This is a genomic window from Alphaproteobacteria bacterium (genome assembly GCA_041396705.1).
GTDB lineage: Bacteria > Pseudomonadota > Alphaproteobacteria > CALKHQ01 > CALKHQ01 > CALKHQ01.
Map to the genome: position 1 here is coordinate 449,805 of JAWKYB010000002.1, position 23,507 is coordinate 473,311.

The following is a 23,507-nucleotide window of genomic DNA, read 5'->3' on the forward strand; positions in this document are numbered from 1 at the left end:
GACCGGCGGCCGCAGCAACGGAGGAACGCTCCCCATGTTTGACCTGACCGGACGGACCGCGCTCGTGACCGGCGCATCGGGCGACATCGGCCGCGCGATCGCGCGCGCCCTGCATGGCCAGGGCGCCGGCGTGGTGCTGACCGGCCGTCGCGCGGACGCGCTGCAGATGCTGGCCGACGAGCTGGGCGAGCGCACGCATGTGGTGGTCGGCGACCTCGCCAGCGCCGAGGCGGCCCAGGCCGTGGCCAACGAGGCGGAGGCCCTGGCCGCGGCGGCAGGGGGCGGTATCGACATCCTGGTCAACAACGCCGGCTTCGCCCGCGACGGCCTGGCCGTGCGGATGAGCGACGAAGACTGGAACGCGGTGCTGGAAGTCAACCTGACCGCCGGCTTCCGGCTGGCGCGGGCGGTGCTGCGCGGAATGATGAAGCGGCGCTACGGCCGCATCGTCGGCATCTCGTCGATCGTCGGCGTGATCGGCAATCCCGGCCAGGCCAACTATGCGGCGTCGAAGGCCGGCATGATCGGCATGACCAAGGCGATCGCGGCCGAGGTCGCGACCCGCAACATCACGGTCAACTGCGTCGCGCCGGGGATGATCGTGACGACGATGACCGACGCGCTGACCGAGGAACAGCACAAGCGCATGGCCGATCCGATCCCGACCGGACGGCTGGGCACGGTCGCCGAGGTGGCCGCCGCGGTCACCTTCCTGGCCAGCAGCGAGGCGTCCTATATCACCGGCCACACGCTCAACGTGAACGGCGGGCTGGCGATGATCTGAGCGGGGGCCGCAGGCCCCGGCGCCGGCCATGCGCGGGCTTGCGCCCGGCGTCGCCCGATGGTAAGGGCGAGCGCTCAGTCAGGCCGCATCCGGTCGGCCCAGGCTGGCGGCGTGCGGCCGGACTCGCCCGAGCGGACCATGGGGGCGGCCACGCGCGCCGGTGCCAACCGTTGCAGCCATACCGGCCGGACGAGCCCGCAATCCGAAGCAATCGTCACGGCAACCGCCAATGAGGGACCAATAGATGAGCGATGTCGCGGAACGCGTTAAGAAGATTGTCGTGGAGCATCTCGGCGTCGAGGAAGGCAAGGTGACCGACAACGCCAGTTTCATCGACGATCTCGGTGCGGACAGCCTCGATACCGTCGAACTGGTCATGGCGTTCGAGGAAGAGTTCGGGGTCGAGATTCCCGACGACGCGGCCGAGCGAATCACCACCGTCAAGGACGCCATCGAGTTCATCCAGCAGAACGCCGCCTGACGGTCCCGGCCGCCGCGGATGCTCTGGACAAGGGGGGCAGCGGCGGCCCGGCGGTGATGCCGCGGGGCTGTCGGCCCAGGGTGATGAGATGAGACGGGTAGTGGTCACCGGCATCGGGCTGCTGACGCCGCTGGGCGTCGGCATCGATGTCAATTGGCGCCGCCTGATGAACGGCGAATCGGGCCTCCGCAGCATCGCGCATTTCGAGACGGGCGACCGGCCGGCGACGATCGCCGGCCAGGTGCCGGTCGGCGAGGGGCCGGGCGAGTTCCACGCCGACAGCTATGTCACCCCGAAGGACCAGCGCCAGGTCGACCAGTTCATCGTCTACGCGCTCGCCGCCGGCCAGATGGCGGTCGAGCATTCCGGCTGGGTGGCCGAGACCGACGCGCAGCAGGTCCGCACTGGCGTGATGATCGGCTCCGGCATCGGCGGCCTGCAGACCATCTACAACGGCTCGCTGACCCTGCACGAGCGCGGCCCGCGCCGGATCTCGCCGCACTTCATCCCGGCCGCGCTGATCAACCTGGCCTCCGGGCGGCTGTCGATCAAATACGGCTTCCGCGGCCCGAACCATTCCGCGGTGACCGCCTGCGCCACCGGCGCGCACGCCATCGGCGACGCGGCCCGGCTGATCATGCTGGACGACGCCGACGTGATGGTCGCCGGCGGCGCCGAGGCCGCGATCTGCCGGCTCGGCATCGCCGGCTTCGCCGCGGCACGGGCGCTGTCGACCGGCTTCAACGACCGGCCGCAGGAAGCCTCGCGGCCCTGGGACGAGGCCCGCGACGGCTTCGTGATGGGCGAAGGCGCCGGCATCGTGGTGCTGGAGGAGCTGGAGCACGCCCGCCGGCGCGGCGCCAACATCCTGGCCGAGGTCGTCGGCTACGGCCTCAGCGGCGACGCCCACCACATCACCTCGCCGGCCGAGAATGGCGACGGCGCCATCCGCGCCATGCAGAACGCATTGAAGCGCGCCGGCCTCAGCCCGGGCGACGTCGACTACATCAATGCGCACGCTACCTCGACGCCGGCCGGCGACGTGGTCGAGCTGCGGGCGATCCGCACCGTGTTCGGCAACGATGTCGGGCGCATCCCGATGTCGTCGACCAAGTCGGCGATCGGCCACCTGCTCGGGGCGGCCGGCAGTGTCGAGTCGATCTATGCGATCCTCGCCATCCAGAAGAACGGCGTGCCGCCGACGCTGAACCTGCACGAGCCCTCGCCGGAGGCGACCGGCATGGACCTGGTGCCGCTGTCCGGGCGCGACCACCCCTGCCGCATCGCGATGTCGAACGCATTCGGCTTCGGCGGGACCAACACCTCGCTGATCTTCCGCGCGGTGGATTGACGGTCGGCCGGCCCGCGCGGCCGGCACGACAAGTCGCAGGTGCCGGACCGGGGGCAGCCGCGACAGGATGTGTGACCCCGGCGACCAGTGTCAGCGATCGGGCCGGAGCCGCCAATGCTGAAGTTCCTCGGCCGTCTTGTCGGTCTGGTGCTCATCCTCGGGCTTGTCGCCGCGGGCATTTTCGCCTGGGGCTGGGCGCGCTACACGGCACCGGGACCGCTGCAGACCGAGACCCGGGTGGTGATCGCGCGCGGCTCGTCCGTCGACCAGATCGCGCAGACGCTGAGCGACGCCGGCGTCATCGAGGACCCGATGATCTTCAAATACGCCGACTGGCTGGAGCGGACGGTGATCGCGCCCGACGCGGCGGCGCCGCTGCGCGCCGGCGAGTTCGCGATGCCGGCGGGGATCAGCGCGCGCGAGGCGCGCCAGCAGCTGATCGACGGCCCGCTGGTGCAGCGCCGGCTGACGGTGCCCGAAGGCCTGACCACCGAGCAGATCCTGCGGCTGGTCAACGAGGCCGAGGGCCTGACCGGCGACATCGAGACGGCGTTCGACGAGGGCGAGCTGCTGCCGGAGACCTATTTCTACGAGTTCGGCGATAGCCGCGAATCGCTGATCCAGCGCATGCACGACGACATGCAGGCGGTGCTGGCCGAGATGTGGCCGCAGCGCGCCGACGAGCTGCCGGTCGAATCGCAGGACGAGGCGGTGATCCTGGCGTCGATCGTGCAGGAGGAGGCCGGCAACGTGCAGGAGATGCCGCGCGTCGCCGCCGTCTTCATCAACCGGCTGAAGCGGGGCATGCGGCTGCAGGCCGACGCCACGGTGGAATACGGCATCACGCTGGGCACCGGCCCGCTCGGCCGGGGCCTGCTGCGCTCGGAGCTCGAGACGCTGACGCCCTACAACACCTACATGATCGACGGCCTGCCGCCGACGCCGATCGCCAACCCGGGCCGCGAGGCGATCGAAGCGGTGCTGCGCCCGGCGCAGACCGACGAGCTGTACTTCGTCGCCGACGGCAGCGGCGGCCACGCCTTCGCGCGCACGCTGGAAGAGCATGAACGCAACGTGCAGCGCTGGCGTGAACTGGAGCGCGAGCGAGCCCAGGCGACCGAGCAGGACGGGCAGGGCGAGGACAGTGGCGAAGAAGCGCCCGAGGGCGAAGGCGCGGACGACGGCGCCGGCAACTGACCGGCCTCAGGCGATCCGCCGCCGGAACAGCCAGGCGGCCGCCGACATGGTGCACAGCGCGATGACGGCAAGCGGCCAGGCGTTGTCCAGCACCGTGGCCGCGGGCATGTCCTTGGTGAACAGCCCGTTGATGATGACCAGGAAATGGCGCAGCGGGTTGACCACGGTCAGCGCCTGCAGCCAGTCGGGCATGTTTTCCACCGGGGTGGCGAAGCCCGACAGCAGGATCGCCGGCGCCGCGAACACGAAGGCGCCGAGGAAGGCCTGCTGCTGGGTCTGGGCGACGGCCGAGATGAACAGCCCGATCCCGATCACGGCGACCAGGTAGACCGCCAGGCTGGCATAGAGCAGCCAGGTCGCCCCGGTGAACGGGATGCCGAACACCAGCGTCGCGATCGCCAGGAAGATGGTGCCCTGGACCAGGCCGATGATCAGCGACGGCACGCTCTTGCCGATCACGATCTCGGCCGGGGTCAGCGGCGACACCATGAGCTGGTCGAAGGTGCCGAGCTCGCGTTCGCGCGCGACCGACAGCGCGGTCACCGAGATCCCGATCAGCAGGCCGATGGTGCCGATCAGGCTCGGCACGGTGAACCAGCGGTAGATCAGGTTGGGATTGAACCAGCTGCGCACCACCAGCGTGCCGGGCGGGGCCGGGCGGCCATAGGCATCGGCGGCGTCCGCGGCCATCGCCTGGACGATGCGTGCGACATAGCCCTGCACGATCTGGGCGGCGTTAGACCGGCGCCCGTCCAGGGCGATCTGCACGGTCGTCGGGCGGCCGGCGGCGATGTCGGCCGAGAAGCCCTGCGGGATATGCACCGCCGCCAGCACCTCCTGGGTATCGATTAGCTCGGCGATCTCGGCCGGGCGCGCGACGGCGCGCACGGAGGTGAAGGTGGGCGTGCCGGCCAGACGCTCGACCAACTCGACCGACCAGCGGCCGCGATCCTGGTCGAGCACGGCCAGCGAGACGTTGCGGACCTCCAGCGTCGCGGCGAAGGCGAACACGAACAGCTGCACGATCGGCGGGCCGATCAGCACCATGCGGCCGCGCCGGTCGCGCAGGATCGCCTGCAGCTCCTTGACGATCAGAGCTGCGATGCGCCCGCCCACGATCAGTCCAGCCGCGGGCGGGTCACGCGCACCGCCAGCGCGAAGAACACCGCGCCGATGGCCAGCATCATGCCCAGGGCGGGCAGCAGCAGGTGCCAGATGTCGCCGGCCAGGAACAGCGTCTGCAGGCTGGCGACGAAGTGGCGGGCCGGCACCACGTGGGTCAGCGCGCGGATCGGCGCCGGCATGCTGTCGATCTCGAACACGAAGCCCGACAGCAGCATCGCCGGCAGGAAGCCGGTCAGGAGCGCCAGCTGCGAGGCGACGAACTGGTTCCGGGTCGCCGCCGAGATCAGGTAGCCCTGGCCCAGCGCCGGCACCAGGAATGCGGCGGAGGCCAGGCACAGGGCCCCGAACGACCCGCGCAGCGGCACCGCGAACAGGGTCAGCGCGATGGTCGTGCACATCAGCATCGAGGCCATTCCCAGCACGAAGTAGGGTACGATCTTGCCGGCCAGCAGCTCCAGCCGGCCGATCGCCGTCGCCATCATCGCCTCCATGGTGCCGCGCTCCCACTCGCGGGCGATCACCAGCGCGGTCAGCAGGGTGCCGATCAGCGTCATCACCAGTGCGACCGTGCCGGGCACCAGGAAGTTGCGGCTGACCAGCTCCTCGTTGAACCAGACCCGGGGCGCCAGCGCGATCGGCGGGCTGAGCGACCGGCCGCCGTCCAGCGCGCGGGCGCCCTGCCACGCCTGCCAGACGCCCTCGGCGTAGTTGTGGACGAAGTTGGCGGTGTTCGGCTGGGTACCGTCGGCGATGACCTGGATCGCCGGGGCGCCGGCGCCGCCGCTCATCCGGGCGCCGAAGCCGGCCGGGATGACGACGATGCCGCGCACGGTGCCTGCGACCAGGTCGGCCTCGGGCCCGTGCCGGTCGTGGGCGAGGCGCGCGTCGAAGAAGCGCGAATGGGCGAAGGCCGCGGCGAGGTCGCGCGCGTCGGCCGAATCGTCCTCGACCACCAGCCCGATTGCGATCCGGGTCGATCGAGCGAGACGCCGTAGCCGAACAGGAACAGCAGCATCAGCGGCAGCACGAAGGCGATCAGGATACTGCTGGGGTCGCGCAGCACCTGGATCATCTCCTTCACCACCAGCGCGCGCGGAAACGGCCCGCGGGGCCGCCGCGGCGGGCGCAGCCGGCAGCGCTCATGCCGCCTCGCGCCGCGCGCCCGTCGAACGATTGATCCAGCGCGATGAAGGCGTCCTCCAGCGGTCGGCTTCCGGCTGCGCGGACGTCCGCGCCTGTTCTCCTTCAGCGCGTCGGGCGAGCCGGTGGCGATCTCGCGGCCGCGGTAGATCAGCGCGATCCGGTCACAATACTCCGCCTCGTCCATGAAGTGGGTGGTCACCATGATGGTGACGCCCTTCTCGACCATGCCGTTGATGTGGGTCCAGAATTCGCGCCGGGTGATCGGGTCGACGCCGGAGGTGGGCTCGTCGAGGAACAGCACGGCAGGCTCGTGCATCACCGCGCAGGCCAGCGCCAGCCGCTGCTTGATGCCGAGCGGCAGCTCGCCGGCCGAGGCGCCGAGATAGGGGCCGAGGTCGAAGATCTCGACCATGCGGCCGATTTGCGTCCGGCGGCGCCGACCGGCAAGCCCGTAGGCGCCGGCGAAGAAGGCCAGGTTCTGGCGCACGCTGAGATTGCCGTAGAGCGAGAATTTCTGCGCCATGTAGCCGAGCCGGCGCCGGGCGTCGCTGGAGGCCGTCTTCAGGTCCAGGCCGGCGACAAGCGCGCGGCCCTCGCTGGGCTGTAGCAGCCCGCACAGCATCTTGAAGGTGGTCGACTTGCCGGCGCCGTTGGGACCGAGGAAGCCGAACACCTCGCCGCGGGCGATGCGGAATGAGACATCGTCGACCGCGGTGAACTCGCCGAACCGCCGCGTCAGGTGCACCGCCTCGATCACCGCGCCGTCGCCGGCCGGCGCCGTCGGCATCGATTCGGCCAGGCTCGACCGTCCGCCCGGCCCACCGCCGAGGATGTCGACGAAGGCGTCCTCGAAGCGTGGCGACACCGGCTGCAGCCGGGCGCCGTCGAGGCCGGGCAGCGCGGCCGGCACCGCGGGCGTGGCGGGCTCGCGCAGCACCAGGCGGACGGCGCTGCCCTGGATCACGCCGTCGATCACCGCCGGCGATTCCAGCGCGCGCGCCAGCACGGCGCGGCGCCCGCCCGCGATGCCGGTCAGGTGCATGGTGCGGCCGGCGACCCGCGCGGTCAGCCCGGCCGGCGGCCCGGCGAACAGCAGGCGACCTTCGTTCAGCAGCAGCACGTCGTCGCACTGCTCGGCCTCGTCGAGATAGGCGGTCGACCACAGCACCGCGATGCCGTCGTCGACCAGGGTGCGGACCATGCGCCACAGCTCGCGACGCGAGATCGGGTCGACGCCGACGCTGGGTTCGTCCAGCAGCAGCAGCCGCGGCCGCTGGATCAGGGCGCAGGCCAGCCCCAGCTTCTGCTTCATGCCGCCGGACAGCGCGCCGGCGAGCCGTCCGGTGAAGCAGGCGAGGTCGGTGAACTGCAGCAGGCGGTCGAGCTGCGCCTGCCGTTCCGCGCCGACCACGCCGCGCAGGTCGGCGTAGAGCCGGAGATTCTCGCCGACGGTCAGGTCCTCGTAGAGCCCGAAACGCTGCGGCATGTAGCCGGCGCGCTCGCGCACCGCGGTCGGCGCGGCGGCCACATCCAGGCCGTCGACCGTGACGGTGCCGGCATCGCTGCGCAGCAGGCCGAGCATCAGCCGGATCAGCGTGGTCTTGCCGGCTCCGTCCGGCCCGACCAGCCCGGTGAATCGGCCGGGGGCGACCTGCAGGTCGATGCCGTCGAGCGCCGGCCTGCCCGCCGGCGCGAAGCGCTTGGTCAGGCCTTCGACGACGATCACGGCGCCGGCTCCAACGTCACGGTCACCGGCATGCCCTGGCGCAGGCCGTTGTCGGGGTCGTCGACGATCACCCGCAGGCGATAGACCAGATCGGTGCGCAGGTCGGCGGTCTCCACGCTCTTGGGCGTGAACTCGGCAACCGGCGAGATGAAGCCGATGTGGCCGGCATAGGCGCGGTCCGGCGCGCTGTCGGTGGCGACAGAGGCGGCCATGCCGGCATGGATGCGGCCGAGGTCGGGCTCGGTGACGTAGGCGCGGACCCAGACCGGGTCGCTCAGCGTCACCGCATAGACCGGCGCGCCCGCCGCCATGATCGCGCCGGGTTCGGCGATGCGGGTCAGCACGACGCCGCCCTCGGGTGCGGTCAGCCGGGCGTCGGCCAGGTCGGTGAGCGCGCGGGCGAGGCTGGCCTCGGCGATGTCGAGATTGGCCCGCGCCGCCTCCACGTCCTCGGCCCGGAAGCCTTCGGCGACGAGGTCGTAGGCGCGCTGGGCCGAGCGCAGCCGCGCCTCGGCCTCCGAGCGCTGCGAACGCAGGTCGTCATAGGCCTGCTGCGCCGCGAAGCCGCTGTCGAGCAGCTGGGCCTGGCGGTTGAGGTTGCGGACGATGTTGTCGAGCTCGGACTGGCGCTCGGCCACCTGCGCCTCGGCCTGGGCGATCTCGGCCGGCCGCGAGCCTGCCTCGAACTTCTGCAGGTTGGCCTGCTGCAGCGCGACCTGGGCCTCGGCCAGGCGGACGTTGTCCTCCAGCGGCTGGCTGTCCAGCTCGGCCAGCAACTGGCCGGCGGCGACCGGGTCGCCTTCCTCCAGGTGCATCCGGGCCAGCCGGCCGCCGACGCGGAAGCCGAGCTCGACCTGGCGCACGTCGACATTGCCGTACAGCACGATGGTGCCGTCATTGGCCGGTTCCTCGCGCGGCCACAGGACGTACCAGCCGGCTGCGCCCGCCGCGGCCAGTGCCAGCACGACGATGGGAATGCGCCGGTTCATGACGTCGCCTCCGCCTGGCTGTCGAGGATTGCGGCGACCTGGCGGCGGATCACCGCACGGATCGCGGCGGTGCGCTCGGGCGTGTAGGCGGTCCAGCCGAGCGCGCGCTGGGCGGTGGCGCGCGCGGCGCGGAACACCAGGATCTGGCCGAACAGGGTGGTGGTGACGATCACCACCTCGGCATCGTCGGCCGGACGGCCGCGCAGGCGGCCGACCAGGCGGCAGCACAGGCCGTGCAGCCCGCGCATGAAGCCGTCGTAAATCACGTCGAAGGCGGGCGACGGGTCCATCTGCTCGCGGATCACGAATCTGGCCCAGCGTTCGGCCTCGGCGCTGCCGATCAGCATCGCGGCCAGCGAATCCAGAACGTCGAGCAGCAGGGTGCGGGCGGCATCGCCCGACGGCTCGCCGGTGCCGAGCGCAGCGTGGACCCGGGCCACCATCGGCGCCTGGCGCGCCGCGATCTCGGCGACGATGTGCTCGGCGACCGCCCGGTAGAGCCCCTCCTTGCCGCCGAAGTAGTAGCCGATGGCGGCGAGGTTCACGCCGGCCGCCGCGGCCAGCGTGCGTGTCGTCGCGCCGTCGTAGCCGGCATGACCGAACACGTCGAGCGCCGCCTCGACGATCCGTTGCCGGCTGTCGTCGCCGCGCCGGTAGCCGCCCTTGCGCCTTGCGGAGCCGCCTTCGTCCATCGCGACCGCATCCTTTCAATTTAAAACATACGTTTGATTTTATTTCGACGCAAGCCCGTCGCGGGTCCGGCCCCTGCAGCGTGTCAGCCTTCGGCGGAGTCCTTCGCGGGCAGGCGCCGCAGCAGGCGGTCGGCCCAGGCGCAGGGCAGGGTGGCGACCAGCCAGCCGGCGAAGTGGGTGGGCCACGGAAAGGCAATCCGCGCCCGGTCGCGGGCCAGCCCGCGCGCGACGATCCCGGCTGCCCTGTCCGCCGACATCAGGAACGGCATGCGGAACCGGTTGATCGCGGTCATCGGCGTCGCGACGAAACCGGGGCAGATCACGCTGAGCCGGATGCCGGCCGGGGCGAGGTCGCTGCGCAGCGCCTCGCCATAGGCCTTCACCGCCGCCTTCGACGCGCTGTAGGCCGGCGCACCGGGAAACCCGCGGAATGCGGCCACGGACGCCATCAGCGCGACCTGGCCGCACCGGCGCGCGCGCATCCGGTCGATGGCGGGATGGATGGTATTGAGCACGCCGTCCAGGTTGACCGCCATCACGCGGCGCGCCTGGTCCTCGCTCTCGCTGCCGTCGCCGGTGCCGGCGGAGATGCCGGCATTGGCGATGACGAGATCGAGCGGCGCCAGCGCGTCGCTCGCCTCCACCCAGGCGCGCATCGCGGCACGGTCGGTCACGTCGACGGCGTCGACCGCGACCGCGGCGCCCAGGGTCCGGCAGGCCGCGGCGACGTCCGCCAGCTTGGTGCGGTCGCGGCCACCGAGCGCCAGTCGCACGCCGGGCGCCGCATAGCGGCGGGCCAGGGCGGCGCCGATGCCGCTGCTGGCGCCGGTGATCAGGATCGCGGTGGGCGCGGGATGGGCGCGCGGGCCGGCCATGGTCTCGCGGTTGTTGCCTCGCAATTGACGCCTGCTCTAGGTTCCACGCCAACCGACTGGCAAGACAAGCAGATTCCGAGTCCCCTGGATGGCGATAGCGAGCATGACCGGCTTTGCCCGGCAGGACAGCGCCCCGCAGGTGCATGCGCAGACCGACGGCAACGCCGAATGGCCGGCCTGGGCCTGGGAGGCGAAGAGCGTCAACAACCGCGGGCTCGACCTGCGCTGCCGGCTGCCGGCCGGATTCGAGCGGCTGGAGGTGGAAGTGCGGCGCCGCGCCCAGGCCGCCTTCTCCCGCGGCAGCCTGCAGATTGCCCTCACCATCGACCGCAGTCAGCGCGCGCGCCGCTTCCGCATCAACCGCGACTGGATCGATGCGCTGGTGGCGGAACGCGCGCGGCTGGGCGACCGGGTGGCCGGCGGGCCGCTGCAGTTCGAGGCCCTGATGGCGATCCGGGGCGTGGTCGAGGAAGAGGACGAGGCCGGTCCGGCCGACGACACGGCGGCGCTGGATGCGGCGCTGCTGGCCGACGCCGAGGCGGCGATGCGCCGGCTGGCCGAAGCGCGCGCCGAGGAGGGTGCCCACCTGGAGCAGGCGCTGCGCGGCCAGCTGACCGAGATCGAGCAGCTGGTCGCCAAGGCCGGCGCGCTGGCCGGCACGCAGCCGGCGGCGATCCGCGGCCGGCTCGGCGACCTCGTCGCGTCGCTGCTGGTGGACAAGCCCGACATGCCGGCCGACCGGCTGGCGCACGAGGTGGCGCTGCTCGCGGCCAAGGCCGACATCCGCGAGGAGCTGGACCGGCTCGCCGGCCACGTCGCGGCGGCGCGCGGGCTGCTCGACGCCGGCGGCGCGATCGGGCGCCGGCTCGACTTCCTGTGCCAGGAGTTCAACCGCGAGGCCAATACCTTGTGCGCCAAGTCGGCCGACCTCGCGCTGACCGAGACCGGCCTGGGGCTGAAGGCCGTGATCGACCAGATGCGCGAGCAGGTCCAGAATGTCGAGTAGGCCGGCGCCACAGCCCGCCGGCCTGCTGCTCAACGACGGCGTGCACCGGCGCGGGCTGATGCTGGTGCTGTCGTCGCCGTCCGGTGCCGGCAAGACCTCGATCAGCCGCGCCGTGCTGGAGCGCGACGACGGCATCGACCTGTCGGTGTCCGCGACCACGCGGGCGAAACGGCCGGGCGAGGTGTCGGGCGTGCATTACCACTTCGTCGGCAAGGAGGAGTTCGGCCTGATGCTGAACCGCGGCGAGCTGCTGGAGCACGCCCGGGTGTTCGGCAACTACTACGGCACGCCGCGGCGGCCGGTCGAACAGGCGCTGGCGCAGGGCCGCGACATGCTGTTCGACCTTGACTGGCAGGGCACCCAGCAGGTGGCCGAGGCGGCGCGCGACGACCTGGTCAGCATCTTCATCCTGCCGCCGTCGACCGTGGAGCTGGAGCGCCGGCTGCGCAGCCGCGCGCAGGATCCCGACGAGGTGGTGGCCCAGCGCATGGCCAAGGCGGCCGACGAGATGAGCCACTACGCCGAGTACGACTACATCATCGTCAACACCGACTTCGAGGACAGCGTCGCCTCGGTGCAGGCGATCCTGCGCGCCGAGCGGCTGCGCCGCCAGCGCCAGATCGGGCTCGGCGAGTTCGTCAAGGGGCTGCGCCAGGGCCAGTAGCGCCCGGGCGACTCAGGCCCGCGCCCGCACCGTGCCGTGGGCGATGGCGCGCACCACCTCCGGATAGAGCCGGTGCTCCTGTTCGAGCACCCGGTCCGCCAGCGTCTCGGCGGTATCGTCGGCAAACACCGGCACCCGGCGCTGGGCGATCACCGGCCCGCCGTCCAGCTCGTCGGTGACCCAGTGCACGCTGCAGCCGGCCTCGGCGGCCCCGTCCGCCAGCGCGCGCGCGTGGCTGTGCAGCCCCTTGTAGGCCGGCAGCAGCGACGGATGGATGTTGACCAGCCGCCCGGCCCAGTGCCGGACGAACGCCGGGCCCAGCACCCGCATGAAGCCAGCCAGGCAGACGAGCCGGCAGCCGGCCGCCTCCAGCGCGGCGGTCACCGCCGCCTCGAAGGCCTCGCGGTCGGCAAAGGCGGCGTGGTCCACCGTCTCGGTGGCGAGGCCCAGCGCGGCGGCGGCCTGCAGCCCCGCCGCGTCGGGCCGGTTGGACACGACCAGCGCGACCCGGGCCGGAGCGCCCGGCCGGGCGAGGTCGGCGGCCAGGGCCTGCATGTTCGAGCCTCGGCCGGAGATCAATATGCCGACGTTCAGGACCGCCACGTGTCGAGGCCCTCGAGGATCGTCGTGGTCGGTCCGTCGTGGGCGACGATGTCGCCGATCACGCATGGCCGCTCGCCCATCTCGCGGAACAGCGCCAGCGCCACGTCCGCCTTGGCGGCGGGCACATAGGCCAGCATGCCGATGCCGCAGTTGAACGTGCCGGCCAGGTCGTGCGGGTCCATCGCCGCCTTCGCTGCCAGCCAGCGGAACACCGGTGCGGGCGTCCACCGCGCGCAGTCGATCCGCACCGCCGTGCCTGGCGGCAGCACCCGGTGCGGGTTGGTCACCAGCCCGCCGCCGGTGATGTTGGCGAAGCCGGCGACCAACCCGGCACGGTGGGCCGCGAGGCAGGCGCGGACATAGATGCGCGTCGGCCGCATCAGGTCCTCGACCAGGCTGGCGGCGTCGGACGGGTAGGGCGGGGCGGCCGCGGCATCGACGGCCGCCTCGGCAAGCACGCGCCGCACCAGCGAGAAGCCATTGGCGTGGACGCCGTCGGAGGCAAGCCCGATCACCGCGTCGCCGGGGCGGATCGTGCGGCCGTCGAGCACGGCGCCGCGCTCCGCCGCGCCCACCGCGAAGCCGGCGAGGTCGTAGTCGCCCAGCGCGTAGACCCCCGGCATCTCCGCCGTCTCGCCGCCAATCAGGGCGCAGCCGGCCTGGCGGCAGCCGTCGGCGATGCCGTCGACCAACGCATGGGCCACCTCCGGCCGCAGCCGGCCGCTGGCCATGTAGTCGAGGAAGAACAGCGGCTCGGCCCCCTGCACGACCAGGTCGTTGACGCACATCGCGACCAGGTCGATGCCGACGCCGCGGTGACGGCCGGTCTCCGCGGCCAGCTTGACCTTGGTACCGACGCCGTCGGTCGACGCCACCAGGATGGGGTCGCGGAAGCCGGCCCGCTTCAGGTCGAACAGCGCGCCGAACCCGCCCAGGGCGGCGTCGGCGCCGGCACGGGCGGTGGATGCCGCCAGCGCCTTGATGCTGTCGACGAAGCGGTCGCCCGCCTCGACGTCGACGCCGGCCTCGCGATAGGCGTTGCTCACGTGCGTTCCGATGAAGGGATCGTAATTTGGCCCAAATCCGCCCTTCACATGCCCGATTTCGGGGCGAGGCGAAAGCGGAGATCGAACCCATGGCAGGACGGACACGGCGAATCGGCGCGGCTTTGGGCGTTTCGGCTGCGCTGGCGCTGGCCGTCGTGGCCGGGCCGGCCGGCGCGACCGAACCCTATGCCGCCATCCTCGCCGCGGGCGCGCCCGAGTCGGCCGCGCTCGACCAGGTGATGCGACGGCTGACCGCGTCGCGCGACCACGGACGCCTGCCGGCGGCCGCAGGACCCAATGTCGCCGGCTACATCGCCGATGTCGCGCCGCTGGCCGAGGGCCGCAGCCGCGTGCTGGTCAGGGCCGATGCACTGCAGGGCCTGTTCGCTGCCTTCGACCTGACCTTCGCCGACCGGCCGTCGCCGGCGCTCGTGGTGGTTCCGGTCTATGTCGGGCCCGGCGGCGAGCGGTTGCTGTGGAGCGGCCCCAACCCCTGGCTCGATGCCTGGCAGCGCTACGACGGCGATGCGGGCCTGACCCCGCTGCTGGTGCCGTTCGCCGATCTGGGCGACGTCGACGCGATCTCGACCGCGGAGGCCACGGTTGCCGATGCGCAGGCGCTTGCCGCGCTCGCCGCCCGCTACGGCGCCGACGGCGCGCTGGTCGCTACCTACGAGGCCGGCGGCACCGCGACGGTGTCGGTCCAGGGCCCGGACGGCTGGCGCACCGCGACCAGCCTGGCACTGCCGGCGGGCGACCCGGTTCCGGCCGCTGCCGTCGACGCGGTGGTCGCGGCGGTGGACCGGCTGTGGGTCGACCGGGCGATCCGGCCCAGCTTCGACGGGCCGACCGCGCAGCTGGACGTGACGGCGACCTATGCCAGCCTGGCCGACTGGATTGCGATCCGCCGCGCGCTCGACGAGTCGCCGGCGGTCGAGAGCTATGCGGTGCCTGCGGTCGGCGGGCAGAGCGCCCGTGTCGTCCTGCGCCACTTTGCCGACCTTGCCGCACTGGCCGCAGACCTCGCCGCCGCCGGGCTGGTGCTGGACAACGCGACGGGCGGCACATCCGCCGGCCCGGTGCTGCGACTCGCCGCCGCGACGCCGCTGCAGCCGCAGGTTCTGGCCCCCGGCGCCGGCGCGCCGACCCCTTTGGCCGCCGCGGAAGCGGCCGCGGCGGCAGCCATGCCGATTCCCGCCTTGCGTTTCGCCCCCTAGGCCGGCATCACACCGCCGCGAACCGGTCCCGCCGCGGGACCGGCGGGGAGGGCGGCGATGGCGGCACGGGGCAAGGCGGACGGCGAGGGCGCCCAGCTTGCGCTCGCCCTGCCGGCGGACCCCTCCTATGCCGCCGGCGACTTCATCGTCGGCGCCTGCAACGCGGCGGCGCATGGCCTGGTCGAGCGCTGGCCGGACTGGCCGCATTTCGCCGTCTGGCTGCACGGACCGGCCGGCGCCGGCACGACCCATCTGGCCCACGTCTGGGCGGAACGTGCGGACGCCGGCATCGCCGACCTGGCCGGGCTGGTCGCGGCCGGGCCGCAGGCGCTGCGCGACCGCAACCCGCACTGGGCGCTCGAACTCGACGGCGGGCCGGACGACGACGCGGCCGAGCGCGCGCTGTTCCACTTCTACAACCTGATCGCCGAGGCCGGCGGCGCGTTGCTGCTGATCGCGCGCCAACCCGCCGGCCGCTGGCCGGCGCGGCTGCCGGACCTGCGTTCCCGGCTGGCGGCCTGCCAGGCGGTCGGCATCGCCGCGCCCGACGAAACCGTGCTGCAGATGCTGCTGTACAAGCTGGTCGCCGACCGGCAACTGACCCTTGGCGCGCCGGCGGCGGACTTCCTGCATCGGCGGCTGCCGCGCAGCTATGCCGCCGTCGCCGCCTTCGTCGCAGCGCTCGACCTCGCCTCGCTGGCCGAGCGCCGCACCATCACCCGCGACCTGGCCCGCCAGGTGTGGGAAGCCCAGGCGGGACCGGATACCGCCGAAGGAGAAGAGCCATGAACCTGGGAATCGACGGCCGCAAGGCGATCGTCTGCGCGGCCAGCAAGGGCCTGGGTCGGGCCTGCGCCCGATCGCTCGCCGCCAACGGGGTCGACCTGGTCATCAATGCCCGCACCGCCGAGTCGCTGCAGGCGACCGCCGACGCCATCGCCGCCGACTACGGCGTGGCGGTCACGCCGGTGGCGGCCGACATCACGACGGCGGAGGGACGCGCGGCGGTGCTGGCCGCCTGCCCGCAGCCCGACATCCTGGTCAATAACGCCGGCGGCCCGCCGCCGGGTGATTTCCGCGACTGGGACGAGGACGACTGGCTCGCCGCCGTCCGCGCCAACATGGTCACCGCCATCATGCTGATGAAGGCGGTCGTCGACGGCATGATCGCGCGCGGCTTCGGGCGCATCGTCAACATCACCTCCGGCGCGGTGGTGTCGCCGATGCCCAATCTCGGCCTGTCCAACGGCGCGCGGGCCGGGCTGACCGGCTTCTCGGCCGGCCTTGCCCGCCAGGTGGCGCGGCACAACGTCACCGTCAACAACCTGCTGCCGGGCCCGTTCGACACCGACCGGCTGTGGTCGAACATGCGCGGCGCGGCGGCGAAGAGCGGGACGCCGGTCGAGGAACTGGCGCAGGAGCGCGCGGCGGCCAATCCGGCCGGGCGGTTCGGACGGCCGGAGGAGTTCGGCGAGACCTGCGCCTTCCTGTGCAGCGCGCACGCCGGCTACATCGTCGGGCAGAACGTGCTGCTGGACGGCGGCGCGTTCAACAGTACATTTTAGACCCGGGGATGATGGGGACTCAGGCACGGCGCCTGCCTTGGTGCGGCAGGTCTGCGTTCCGTAACATTGGCCGCCTAGGATGGAGGCACAGGACCGGCCCGTGAACATGGAGCCTGCAATGGCCTCGCCTGCCAGGAAAAGTGCGGCCGCCGAGCAGGCGGTCGAGACCGCGACGCCGGCATTCGACCGGTCGGATCCGTCCCGCTTCATCAACCGCGAGCTGTCTTGGCTGGCGTTCAACGAACGCGTGCTGGAGGAAGCCGGCAACACGGCGCATCCGCTGCTGGAGCGGCTGCGGTTCCTCAGCATCTCGGCCAGCAACCTGGACGAATTCTACATGGTCCGCGTCGCCGGTCTGAAGAGCCAGGTCGACGCCGGGGTGCGCGTGGTCAGCGCCGACGGCATGACGCCGGACCAGCAGCTGCAGGCGATCAACGCGCGCGCCGGGCGGCTGATGGACGACCAGCAGGCGATGTGGTCGCAGCTGCGCGACGAACTGGCCGCGGCGGGCATCGAGGTGGTCGAGGACGCGGCCCTGGACCGGGCCGACCGGCAGTGGCTGGAAACCCATTTCATGGCGGCGATCTTCCCGATCCTGACGCCGCTGGCGATCGATCCGGCCCATCCGTTCCCGTTCATGGCCAACCTCAGCTCGGCGCTGGTGCTGCTGCTGCGCCGGCCGGACGAGGGGCAAAGCATCCACGCGCTGGTGCCGTTGCCGCAGCTGGTCGACCGCTTCATCCGGCTGCCGGGCGAGACGCGCCGCTTTATCCGGCTGGAGCGTCTGGTCAGCATGTTCCTCGACCGGCTGTTCCCCGGCTTCCAGGTGATCTCCGCCGGCATGTTCCGGGTGATCCGCGACAGCGAGGTCGAGATCGACGAAGAGGCGGAGGACCTGGTCCGGCATTTCGAGACGGTGCTGAAGCGCCGCCGCCGCGGGCACGTGATCCGGCTGAGCTTCACCGCCGACACGCCGGCCGAGCTGCAGCGCGAGGTCGCCCAGAATCTCGACGTCGGCGAGTTCGACACCTTCCGCCTGAAGGGCATGACCGGCCTGGCCGATGTGTCGCAGCTGATCGCCGACGACCTGCCGCAGCTGTTGTTCCAGCCCTACCGGCCGCGCTTCCCGGAGCGGATCCGCGAATTCGGCGGCGACTGCTTTGCCGCCATCCGCCACAAGGACATGATCGTCCACCACCCCTATGAGAGCTTCGACGCGGTGGTCGATTTCCTGCGCCAGGCCGCCCACGACCCCGCCGTGGTGGCGATCAAGCAGACGCTCTACCGCACCAGCAAGGATTCGCCGATCGTCAGGGAGCTGATCCAGGCGGCGGAGGCGGGCAAGTCGGTCACCGCCATGGTCGAGCTGAAGGCCCGCTTCGACGAGGAGGCCAACATCCGCTGGGCCCGCGACCTGGAGCGGGCGGGCGCCGCGGTGGTCTATGGCTTCGTCGACCTGAAGACCCACGCCAAGGTGTCGATGGTGGTGCGGCGCGAGAATGACGGGCTGCGCACCTACTGCCATTTCGGCACCGGCAACTACCACCCGATCACGGCCAAGATCTATACCGACCTGTCGTTCTTCACCTGCGATCCGGCGCTGTGCCGCGATGCCGCCCGCACCTTCAACTTCATGACCGGCTATGCCAAGCCGGACCGGCTGGAGAAGATCGCGCTGGCGCCGCATACCCTGCGCGGCCGGCTGGTCGAGTTGATTGGGATGGAGATCGCCCACGCCCGCGCCGGCCGGCCGGCACAGATCTGGGCCAAGCTGAATTCGCTGGTCGATTCCGACATCATCGACCTGCTCTACGAGGCGTCCAACGCCGGGGTCGAGATCGACCTGGTCGTGCGCGGCATCTGCTGCCTGCGCCCCGGCGTGCCGGGGCTGTCGGAGCGGATCCGGGTGAAAAGCATCGTCGGCCGGTTCCTGGAGCACTCCCGCATCCTGTGCTTCGGCGGCGGCCACGGGCTGCCGTCGCGCGGTGCGCTGGTCTTCATCTCCTCGGCCGACTGGATGCCGCGCAACCTCGACCGGCGGGTGGAAAGCCTGGTGCCGATCGAGAACCCGACCGTGCACCAGCAGGTGCTGGACCAGATCATGGTCGCCAACCTGCGCGACGACGCCCAGAGCTGGGTGATGGGACCGGACGGCGAGTTCATGCGGCTGCGGGCACAGGGCGACGGCTTTTCCGCCCACGAGTATTTCATGGAGAATCCGTCGCTGTCGGGGCGCGGGTCGGCGCTGGAGGTCAGCGCGCCGCCGACGCCCGGCCATCACGCCACGGCCGCCTGAGCAGCCGATGGACGGAGACCCGCATCTGGGCCACCCGGTCCGCGAGCACGACGACAGCCGCGTCGCGGTGATCGACATCGGCTCGAACTCGGTGCGGCTGGTGGTCTATGACGGCCGCGGGCGGGCCAGCCAGGTGATCTTCAACGAGAAGGCGATCTGCGCGCTCAGCGCCGGTGTCAGCAAGGACGGCCTGCTGTGCGAGCAGGGCATCGCCTGCGTCACCGGCGTGCTCGGCCGCTTCGTGCGCATCTGCCATGCGCTGGACGTGACCACGATCGACGCCTTCGCGACCGCCGCGACCCGCGACGCCGCCAACGGCGGCGAGCTGATCGACCGGATCAGGGCGCTGTGCGGCCTCGATGTCGCGGTGCTCAGCGGCGAGCAGGAGGCGCGGCTCTCGGCCGAGGGCGTGATCGCCTCGATGCCGGGCGTGGACGGCGCCATGGGCGACCTCGGCGGCGGCAGCATGGAGGTGGTGGCGCTGGACAAGGGCGCGATCGGCGCCTGCGCCACGCTGCCGGTCGGGGTGCTGCAGATGATGGCAGCGCACGGCAACGACATCGCCGCGCTGCGCAAGTTCGTGCGCAAGGCGCTGGTCGGCCCGAAGTGGTTCACCGCCACCAAGGGCCGCACCTTCGTCGCGGTCGGCGGGGCGTGGCGCGCCCTGGCCCGGGTCTACATGAACGTCAACCAGGTGCCGCTGCACATCGTGCAGGGCCTGACGGTGGACGCGGGACGGCTGAAGCCGTTCCTCACCGCCCTGATGAAGGGCGGACACCAGGACGAGGCCGCGGTGCGCGGCCTGTCGCGCCGCCGGGTCGAGGCGCTGCCGGTGGCGGCCGCGCTGCTGTCGGAGGTGATCGCCCGCGGCCGCCCGGCCAGCGTCACATTCTCGGCCTACGGCGTGCGCGAGGGCCGGCTGATGCGCCACCTGCCGGAACAGGAGCGCGCCCGCGACCCGCTCTATGCCGCCTGCGCCGACCTGTCCTCCGACACCCCGCGCTTCCGGCTGTCGGCGGACGAGGTGTTCCACTGGATGTCGTCGCTATTCGTCGACGAGCCGGCCGACCGGCAGCGGCTGCGCTATGCCGCCTGTCTGGTCGGCGACATCGGCTGGCGCGAGCACCCGGACTACCGGCCCGAGCAGGTGTTTCGGCGCCTGCTGCTGCTGCCGGCGGTCGGTATCGACCATGCCGGCCGCGCCTTCTTCGCCACCACCGTCTATGCCCGCTACACCCACCACTTCGAAGCCCCGTGCCTGGCCCCGGCCCGCGCGCTGCTGTCGGACGACGCCTTCGAGGCGGCGGCGCTGGCCGGCGGTGCGCTGCGGCTGGCCTATGAGATGTCGGGCGGCGACCCGGAGGTGCTGCGCATGACCCGGCTGGAGCGCGGCAGCGGCGCGCTTGTGCTTCACCTCAGCGAGGCGGTGACGTCGGTGATCGGCGACGGGGTGGAACGGCGGCTCGGCCAGATCGCCAAGCGCGTCGGCCTCAAGGCCGAGCTTCGTCGGATCGGCGAGGGTCTGGCGGCCTGACGCCGGCTTCGGCGCCGTCGCCGGCACCGGCGTCGGCCGCGGTGGCGACGATCTTCTGGTTGCGGAACGACAGCGCCAGCTCGCCGCGGACCAGCCGCAGCGCATCGGCACCGAACAGCTCGCCGCGCCAGCCGGTCAGCGCGTCGGTCTCGGCCGCCTCGCCGAAGGCGGCGATCTGCTCGAGGTCGTCGACGGTGGCGACCAGCTTGGCGGCGACGCCGTGCGCCTCGCAGCGCAGCCGCAGCAGAACCTTCAACAGGTCGACCGCGGCACCGGTGCCCTCGGGCAACTTCGGCCGCGGCTCCAGCTTCGGCGCCTCCTTCGTCGGCACCTTCAGTCCGCGCTGCACCGCCTCGATCAGCCCGCGGCCGATGGCTCCGGAGGCGAGCCCCTGGCTCACCCCGCGGGTGCGCGCCAGGTCGGCCACCGTTTCCGGGTGGCGCGACGCGATCTCGACCAGCGCCTCGTCGCGGACCAGGCGGTTGCGGGGCACGTCGCGGCCGCGCGCCTCGACCTCGCGGAAGGCGGCCAGTTCGCGCAGGACATTGAGGAACTGCGGCTTCGGGTTGCGCAGCTTCAGCCGCCGCCAGGCTTCCGCCGGATCGACCAGGTACAGCGACGGTTCGGTCAGGCGATCCATCTCCTGCCGCACCCATGCCTCGCGGCCGGTGCGGCCGATGCGGGCCAGCAGCTTCTCGTACACCGGGCGCAGGTGGATGACGTCGGCGGCGGCATAGGACAGCTGGTTGTCGCTCAGCGGCCGCAGCGACCAGTCGGTGAAGCGCGAGCCCTTGTCGATGGTCTTGCCGGTCAGCTTGGTGACCAGCGCGTCATAGGCGACCTGGTCGCCGAAGCCGCAGACCATCGCGGCGACCTGGGTGTCGTACAGCGGGGTGGGCAGCACGCCGGCCAGGTGCAGGAAGATCTCCAGGTCCTGGCGGGCGGCGTGCAGCACCTTGATGATGTTGGTGTCGGCCATCAGCGCGAACAGCGGGGCGAGGTCGATGCCGTCGGCCAGCGGGTCGATCAGCACGGTCTCGGCGGCACCGCCCACCTGCACCAGGCACAGCCGCGGCCAGTAGGTGCTTTCGCGCATGAACTCGGTGTCGACGGCGACATAGGGTTCGCCGGCGAAGCCACGGCAGGCCTCGGCCAGCGCGTCGGTGTCGGTGATCAACCGAAACGTCACTGGGCGGTCGCGCTGGCGGTGAATGGCCGCCGGATCGCAGTCCGACGGCTTCGGGGGACTCGCATGCCGACCGTGTAACCGGTTGTCCCGCCGTGGGCAAGGGCTGCGCGGCACGGGGGCCGGCCGTGCTTGACATCGGCGGGCGCGCGGTGAACTGTCCCGGCGCCCCGCCGGGGCAGGTCATCCGTCATGCGTTTCCCGTGAGGCCGCCGATGCACGCGTATCGCACGCACAACTGCGATCAATTGCGCCCCGAGCATGTGGGCCAGACCGTCCGCCTGTCGGGCTGGGTCCACCGCAAGCACGATCTGGGCGGCCTGCTGTTCATCGACCTGCGCGACGACGCCGGGCTGACCCAGTGCGTGATCGAGCAGTCGCACGCCCTGTTCCCGCGCATCGAGGCGACCCGGGTGGAGAGCGTGGTCACCGTCACCGGCCGCGTGGTCGAGCGCACCGAGGACACCATCAACGACAAGATCGCCACCGGCCGGGTCGAGGTGCGGATCGACGATTTCCAGGTTCAGTCGGCGGCCGAGGTGCTGCCGCTGGTCGTCGCCGGCGAGCAGGACACCGGCGAGGAGATGCGCCTGCGCTATCGCTTCCTCGACCTGCGGCGCGAGCGCATGCACCGCAACATCAAGCTGAGGACCGATATCATCGCCGACATCCGCCGGCGGATGATCGACCAGGGCTTCCGCGAGTTCCACACCCCGATCCTGACCGCGAGCTCGCCGGAGGGCGCGCGCGACTACCTGGTGCCTAGCCGGATTCATCCCGGCAAGTTCTACGCGCTGCCGCAGGCGCCGCAGCAGTTCAAGCAGCTGCTGATGGTGGCCGGCTTCGACCGCTATTTCCAGATCGCGCCCTGCTTCCGCGACGAGGACAGCCGCGCCGACCGCTCGCCCGGCGAGTTCTACCAGCTGGATTTCGAGATGTCGTTCGTCACCCAGGACGACGTCTTCGCTGCGATCGAGCCGGTGCTGGCCGGGGTGTTCGATACCTTCGCCAACGGCCGCAAGGTCGACGCGCCGCCGTTCCGCCGCATCGCCTTCGACGAGGCGATGCTGACCTACGGCAGCGACAAGCCAGACCTGCGCAACCCCCTGGTCATCCGCGACGTCAGCGAGGTGTTCGCCGGCTCCGACTTCCGCGTGTTCGCCAGCCAGGTCGCGTCGGGCGGCGTGGTGCGGGCGATCCGGGCGCCGGGCGCGGCGGCGCGGCCGCGCAGCTTCTTCGACAAGCTGAACGACTGGGCGCGCGGCGAGGGCGCGGCCGGCCTCGGCTACGTCATCCTGCGTGAGGGCCGTTGCGACGGGCCGATCGCCAAGTTCCTCGACGACGGCCGCCAGGCGCGGCTGCGCGCGCTCACCGACGCCGCCGACGGCGACGCCGTGTTCTTCGCCTGCGACAAGCCGGCCGCGGCGGCGAAGTTCGCCGGGCTCGCCCGCACCAGGCTGTGCGCGGAGCTCGACCTCCTCGAACAGGGCGTGTTCCGCTTCTGCTGGATCGTCGATTTCCCGATGTACGAACTGAACCCGGACACCGGCAAGGTGGAGTTCAGCCACAACCCGTTCTCGATGCCGCAGGGCGGGCTGGAGGCGCTGGAAAACCAGGACCCGCTGACCATCAAGGCGTGGCAGTACGACATCGTCTGCAACGGTGTGGAGCTGTCGTCGGGCGCGATCCGGAACCACCTGCCGGAGATCATGTTCAAGGCGTTCGAGATCGCCGGCTATGGCCGGGAGGCGGTCGAGACCCAGTTCTCCGGCATGCTCAACGCGTTCCGCTACGGCGCGCCGCCGCACGGCGGCTCGGCACCGGGCATCGACCGCATCGTCATGCTGCTGGCCGACGAGCCGAATATCCGCGAGGTCATCGCCTTCCCGCTCAACCAGAAGGCCGAGGACCTGATGATGAAGGCACCGGCCGAGGTGCCGATGGAGCGGCTGCGCGAGTTGTCGATCCGGCTCGCGCCAAAACTGACCGAGACCAAGCCGGGCTGACCGCAGACTCGCACCGGCAAC

General features: G+C 71.7%; 19 protein-coding genes and 2 pseudogenes. 12 read left to right on the forward strand and 9 right to left on the reverse strand.

The window, feature by feature from the left end:
- Nucleotides 1-34: 34 nt before the first annotated feature.
- The 4 genes from fabG to mltG all read left to right on the forward strand — a co-directional run bounded on the left by fabG (nucleotide 35) and on the right by mltG (nucleotide 3,813).
- Nucleotides 35-784 (forward strand): 3-oxoacyl-ACP reductase FabG, encoded by a 750-nt coding sequence (gene fabG, locus R3F55_02050; GenBank protein ID MEZ5666218.1) that lies wholly within the window; start codon nucleotides 35-37, stop codon nucleotides 782-784.
- Between the two features lie 244 nt (nucleotides 785-1,028).
- Nucleotides 1,029-1,265 (forward strand): acyl carrier protein, encoded by a 237-nt coding sequence (locus R3F55_02055; protein MEZ5666219.1) that lies wholly within the window; start codon nucleotides 1,029-1,031, stop codon nucleotides 1,263-1,265.
- Nucleotides 1,266-1,353: 88 nt separating this feature from the next.
- Nucleotides 1,354-2,616, forward strand: coding sequence for a beta-ketoacyl-ACP synthase II (gene fabF / locus R3F55_02060; protein MEZ5666220.1), 1,263 nt, complete (start codon nucleotides 1,354-1,356; stop codon nucleotides 2,614-2,616).
- A 114-nt stretch (nucleotides 2,617-2,730) separates the two neighbouring features.
- Nucleotides 2,731-3,813 (forward strand): endolytic transglycosylase MltG, encoded by a 1,083-nt coding sequence (mltG, locus tag R3F55_02065; GenBank protein MEZ5666221.1) that lies wholly within the window; start codon nucleotides 2,731-2,733, stop codon nucleotides 3,811-3,813.
- 6 nt (nucleotides 3,814-3,819) lie between these two features.
- On the opposite strand, the gene R3F55_02070 is transcribed toward mltG, so the two are convergent.
- The 6 genes and pseudogenes from R3F55_02070 to R3F55_02095 all read right to left on the reverse strand — a co-directional run bounded on the left by R3F55_02070 (nucleotide 3,820) and on the right by R3F55_02095 (nucleotide 10,363).
- Entirely contained in the window at nucleotides 3,820-4,932 is a 1,113-nt protein-coding gene (locus R3F55_02070) for an ABC transporter permease (protein MEZ5666222.1), read from the reverse strand.
- Nucleotides 4,932-6,010: pseudogene (locus R3F55_02075) on the reverse strand (ABC transporter permease). The gene R3F55_02070 and the pseudogene R3F55_02075 overlap by 1 nt, the downstream one beginning before the upstream one ends.
- A 101-nt stretch (nucleotides 6,011-6,111) precedes the next feature.
- Nucleotides 6,112-7,807 (reverse strand): annotated as a pseudogene (locus R3F55_02080) (ATP-binding cassette domain-containing protein).
- A complete protein-coding gene (gene hlyD / locus R3F55_02085) occupies nucleotides 7,804-8,796 on the reverse strand; it encodes a secretion protein HlyD (protein MEZ5666223.1) in 993 nt (330 codons plus the stop codon). Before hlyD ends, R3F55_02080 begins: the two are co-directional and overlap by 4 nt.
- Nucleotides 8,793-9,488, reverse strand: a complete 696-nt coding sequence (locus R3F55_02090) for a CerR family C-terminal domain-containing protein (protein MEZ5666224.1) — start codon at nucleotides 9,486-9,488, stop codon at nucleotides 8,793-8,795. Before R3F55_02090 ends, hlyD begins: the two co-directional genes overlap by 4 nt.
- An 83-nt stretch (nucleotides 9,489-9,571) precedes the next feature.
- Nucleotides 9,572-10,363 carry an SDR family NAD(P)-dependent oxidoreductase gene (locus tag R3F55_02095; GenBank protein ID MEZ5666225.1) on the reverse strand — a complete coding sequence of 264 codons (792 nt, stop codon included), beginning with the start codon at nucleotides 10,361-10,363 and terminating at the stop codon, nucleotides 9,572-9,574.
- A gap of 88 nt (nucleotides 10,364-10,451) precedes the next feature.
- Between R3F55_02095 and R3F55_02100 the strand changes: the two genes are divergently transcribed.
- Both R3F55_02100 and gmk read left to right on the forward strand, forming a co-directional pair.
- Complete coding sequence (locus R3F55_02100) at nucleotides 10,452-11,369, forward strand: YicC/YloC family endoribonuclease (protein ID MEZ5666226.1); 918 nt, start codon at nucleotides 10,452-10,454, stop codon at nucleotides 11,367-11,369.
- Complete coding sequence (gene gmk, locus R3F55_02105) at nucleotides 11,359-12,033, forward strand: guanylate kinase (GenBank protein MEZ5666227.1); 675 nt, start codon at nucleotides 11,359-11,361, stop codon at nucleotides 12,031-12,033. Before R3F55_02100 ends, gmk begins: the two co-directional genes overlap by 11 nt.
- A 12-nt stretch (nucleotides 12,034-12,045) precedes the next feature.
- Here gmk and purN read toward each other — a convergent pair whose 3' ends face one another.
- Together purN and purM are read right to left on the reverse strand one after the other, a co-directional pair.
- Nucleotides 12,046-12,636 carry a phosphoribosylglycinamide formyltransferase gene (gene purN, locus R3F55_02110; GenBank protein ID MEZ5666228.1) on the reverse strand — a complete coding sequence of 197 codons (591 nt, stop codon included), beginning with the start codon at nucleotides 12,634-12,636 and terminating at the stop codon, nucleotides 12,046-12,048.
- Nucleotides 12,624-13,682, reverse strand: a complete 1,059-nt coding sequence (purM, locus tag R3F55_02115; GenBank protein MEZ5666229.1) for a phosphoribosylformylglycinamidine cyclo-ligase — start codon at nucleotides 13,680-13,682, stop codon at nucleotides 12,624-12,626. Before purM ends, purN begins: the two co-directional genes overlap by 13 nt.
- Nucleotides 13,683-13,771: 89 nt before the next feature.
- Between purM and R3F55_02120 the strand changes: the two genes are divergently transcribed.
- The 5 genes from R3F55_02120 to R3F55_02140 all read left to right on the forward strand — a co-directional run bounded on the left by R3F55_02120 (nucleotide 13,772) and on the right by R3F55_02140 (nucleotide 20,294).
- Nucleotides 13,772-14,899: a DUF2066 domain-containing protein gene (locus tag R3F55_02120; GenBank protein MEZ5666230.1), complete on the forward strand. Its 1,128-nt coding sequence runs from the start codon at nucleotides 13,772-13,774 to the stop codon at nucleotides 14,897-14,899.
- A 57-nt stretch (nucleotides 14,900-14,956) separates the two neighbouring features.
- Nucleotides 14,957-15,688, forward strand: coding sequence for a hypothetical protein (locus R3F55_02125; GenBank protein ID MEZ5666231.1), 732 nt, complete (start codon nucleotides 14,957-14,959; stop codon nucleotides 15,686-15,688).
- Complete coding sequence (locus R3F55_02130; GenBank protein MEZ5666232.1) at nucleotides 15,685-16,464, forward strand: SDR family oxidoreductase; 780 nt, start codon at nucleotides 15,685-15,687, stop codon at nucleotides 16,462-16,464. The genes R3F55_02125 and R3F55_02130 overlap by 4 nt, the downstream gene beginning before the upstream one ends.
- Nucleotides 16,465-16,582: 118 nt before the next feature.
- Nucleotides 16,583-18,760: an RNA degradosome polyphosphate kinase gene (locus tag R3F55_02135; protein ID MEZ5666233.1), complete on the forward strand. Its 2,178-nt coding sequence runs from the start codon at nucleotides 16,583-16,585 to the stop codon at nucleotides 18,758-18,760.
- A 7-nt stretch (nucleotides 18,761-18,767) separates the two neighbouring features.
- Nucleotides 18,768-20,294, forward strand: coding sequence for a Ppx/GppA family phosphatase (locus R3F55_02140; GenBank protein MEZ5666234.1), 1,527 nt, complete (start codon nucleotides 18,768-18,770; stop codon nucleotides 20,292-20,294).
- Here R3F55_02140 and rnd read toward each other — a convergent pair.
- Nucleotides 20,251-21,471 carry a ribonuclease D gene (gene rnd / locus R3F55_02145; protein MEZ5666235.1) on the reverse strand — a complete coding sequence of 407 codons (1,221 nt, stop codon included), beginning with the start codon at nucleotides 21,469-21,471 and terminating at the stop codon, nucleotides 20,251-20,253. The two genes, R3F55_02140 and rnd, sit on opposite strands and share 44 nt — an antisense overlap.
- A gap of 224 nt (nucleotides 21,472-21,695) precedes the next feature.
- On the opposite strand from rnd, the gene aspS reads away from it, so the two are divergent.
- Nucleotides 21,696-23,486 carry an aspartate--tRNA ligase gene (gene aspS / locus R3F55_02150; protein MEZ5666236.1) on the forward strand — a complete coding sequence of 597 codons (1,791 nt, stop codon included), beginning with the start codon at nucleotides 21,696-21,698 and terminating at the stop codon, nucleotides 23,484-23,486.
- The last annotated feature ends 21 nt before the right edge of the window (nucleotides 23,487-23,507 follow it).

Excerpts from the sequence above, each read along its gene's own strand:
- mltG (MEZ5666221.1), top strand. The coding sequence starts at position 2,731 with ATGCTGAAGTTCCTCGGCCGTCTTGTCGGTCTGGTGCTCATCCTCGGG.
- R3F55_02135 (MEZ5666233.1), top strand. The coding sequence starts at position 16,583 with ATGGCCTCGCCTGCCAGGAAAAGTGCGGCCGCCGAGCAGGCGGTCGAG.
- aspS (MEZ5666236.1), top strand. The coding sequence starts at position 21,696 with ATGCACGCGTATCGCACGCACAACTGCGATCAATTGCGCCCCGAGCAT.
- R3F55_02055 (MEZ5666219.1), top strand. The coding sequence starts at position 1,029 with ATGAGCGATGTCGCGGAACGCGTTAAGAAGATTGTCGTGGAGCATCTC.
- R3F55_02130 (MEZ5666232.1), top strand. The coding sequence starts at position 15,685 with ATGAACCTGGGAATCGACGGCCGCAAGGCGATCGTCTGCGCGGCCAGC.
- R3F55_02140 (MEZ5666234.1), top strand. The coding sequence starts at position 18,768 with ATGGACGGAGACCCGCATCTGGGCCACCCGGTCCGCGAGCACGACGAC.
- fabF (MEZ5666220.1), top strand. The coding sequence starts at position 1,354 with ATGAGACGGGTAGTGGTCACCGGCATCGGGCTGCTGACGCCGCTGGGC.
- gmk (MEZ5666227.1), top strand. The coding sequence starts at position 11,359 with ATGTCGAGTAGGCCGGCGCCACAGCCCGCCGGCCTGCTGCTCAACGAC.
- R3F55_02120 (MEZ5666230.1), top strand. The coding sequence starts at position 13,772 with ATGGCAGGACGGACACGGCGAATCGGCGCGGCTTTGGGCGTTTCGGCT.
- hlyD (MEZ5666223.1), bottom strand. The coding sequence starts at position 8,796 with ATGAACCGGCGCATTCCCATCGTCGTGCTGGCACTGGCCGCGGCGGGC.
- R3F55_02095 (MEZ5666225.1), bottom strand. The coding sequence starts at position 10,363 with ATGGCCGGCCCGCGCGCCCATCCCGCGCCCACCGCGATCCTGATCACC.
- fabG (MEZ5666218.1), top strand. The coding sequence starts at position 35 with ATGTTTGACCTGACCGGACGGACCGCGCTCGTGACCGGCGCATCGGGC.
- R3F55_02090 (MEZ5666224.1), bottom strand. The coding sequence starts at position 9,488 with ATGGACGAAGGCGGCTCCGCAAGGCGCAAGGGCGGCTACCGGCGCGGC.
- R3F55_02100 (MEZ5666226.1), top strand. The coding sequence starts at position 10,452 with ATGGCGATAGCGAGCATGACCGGCTTTGCCCGGCAGGACAGCGCCCCG.
- R3F55_02125 (MEZ5666231.1), top strand. The coding sequence starts at position 14,957 with ATGGCGGCACGGGGCAAGGCGGACGGCGAGGGCGCCCAGCTTGCGCTC.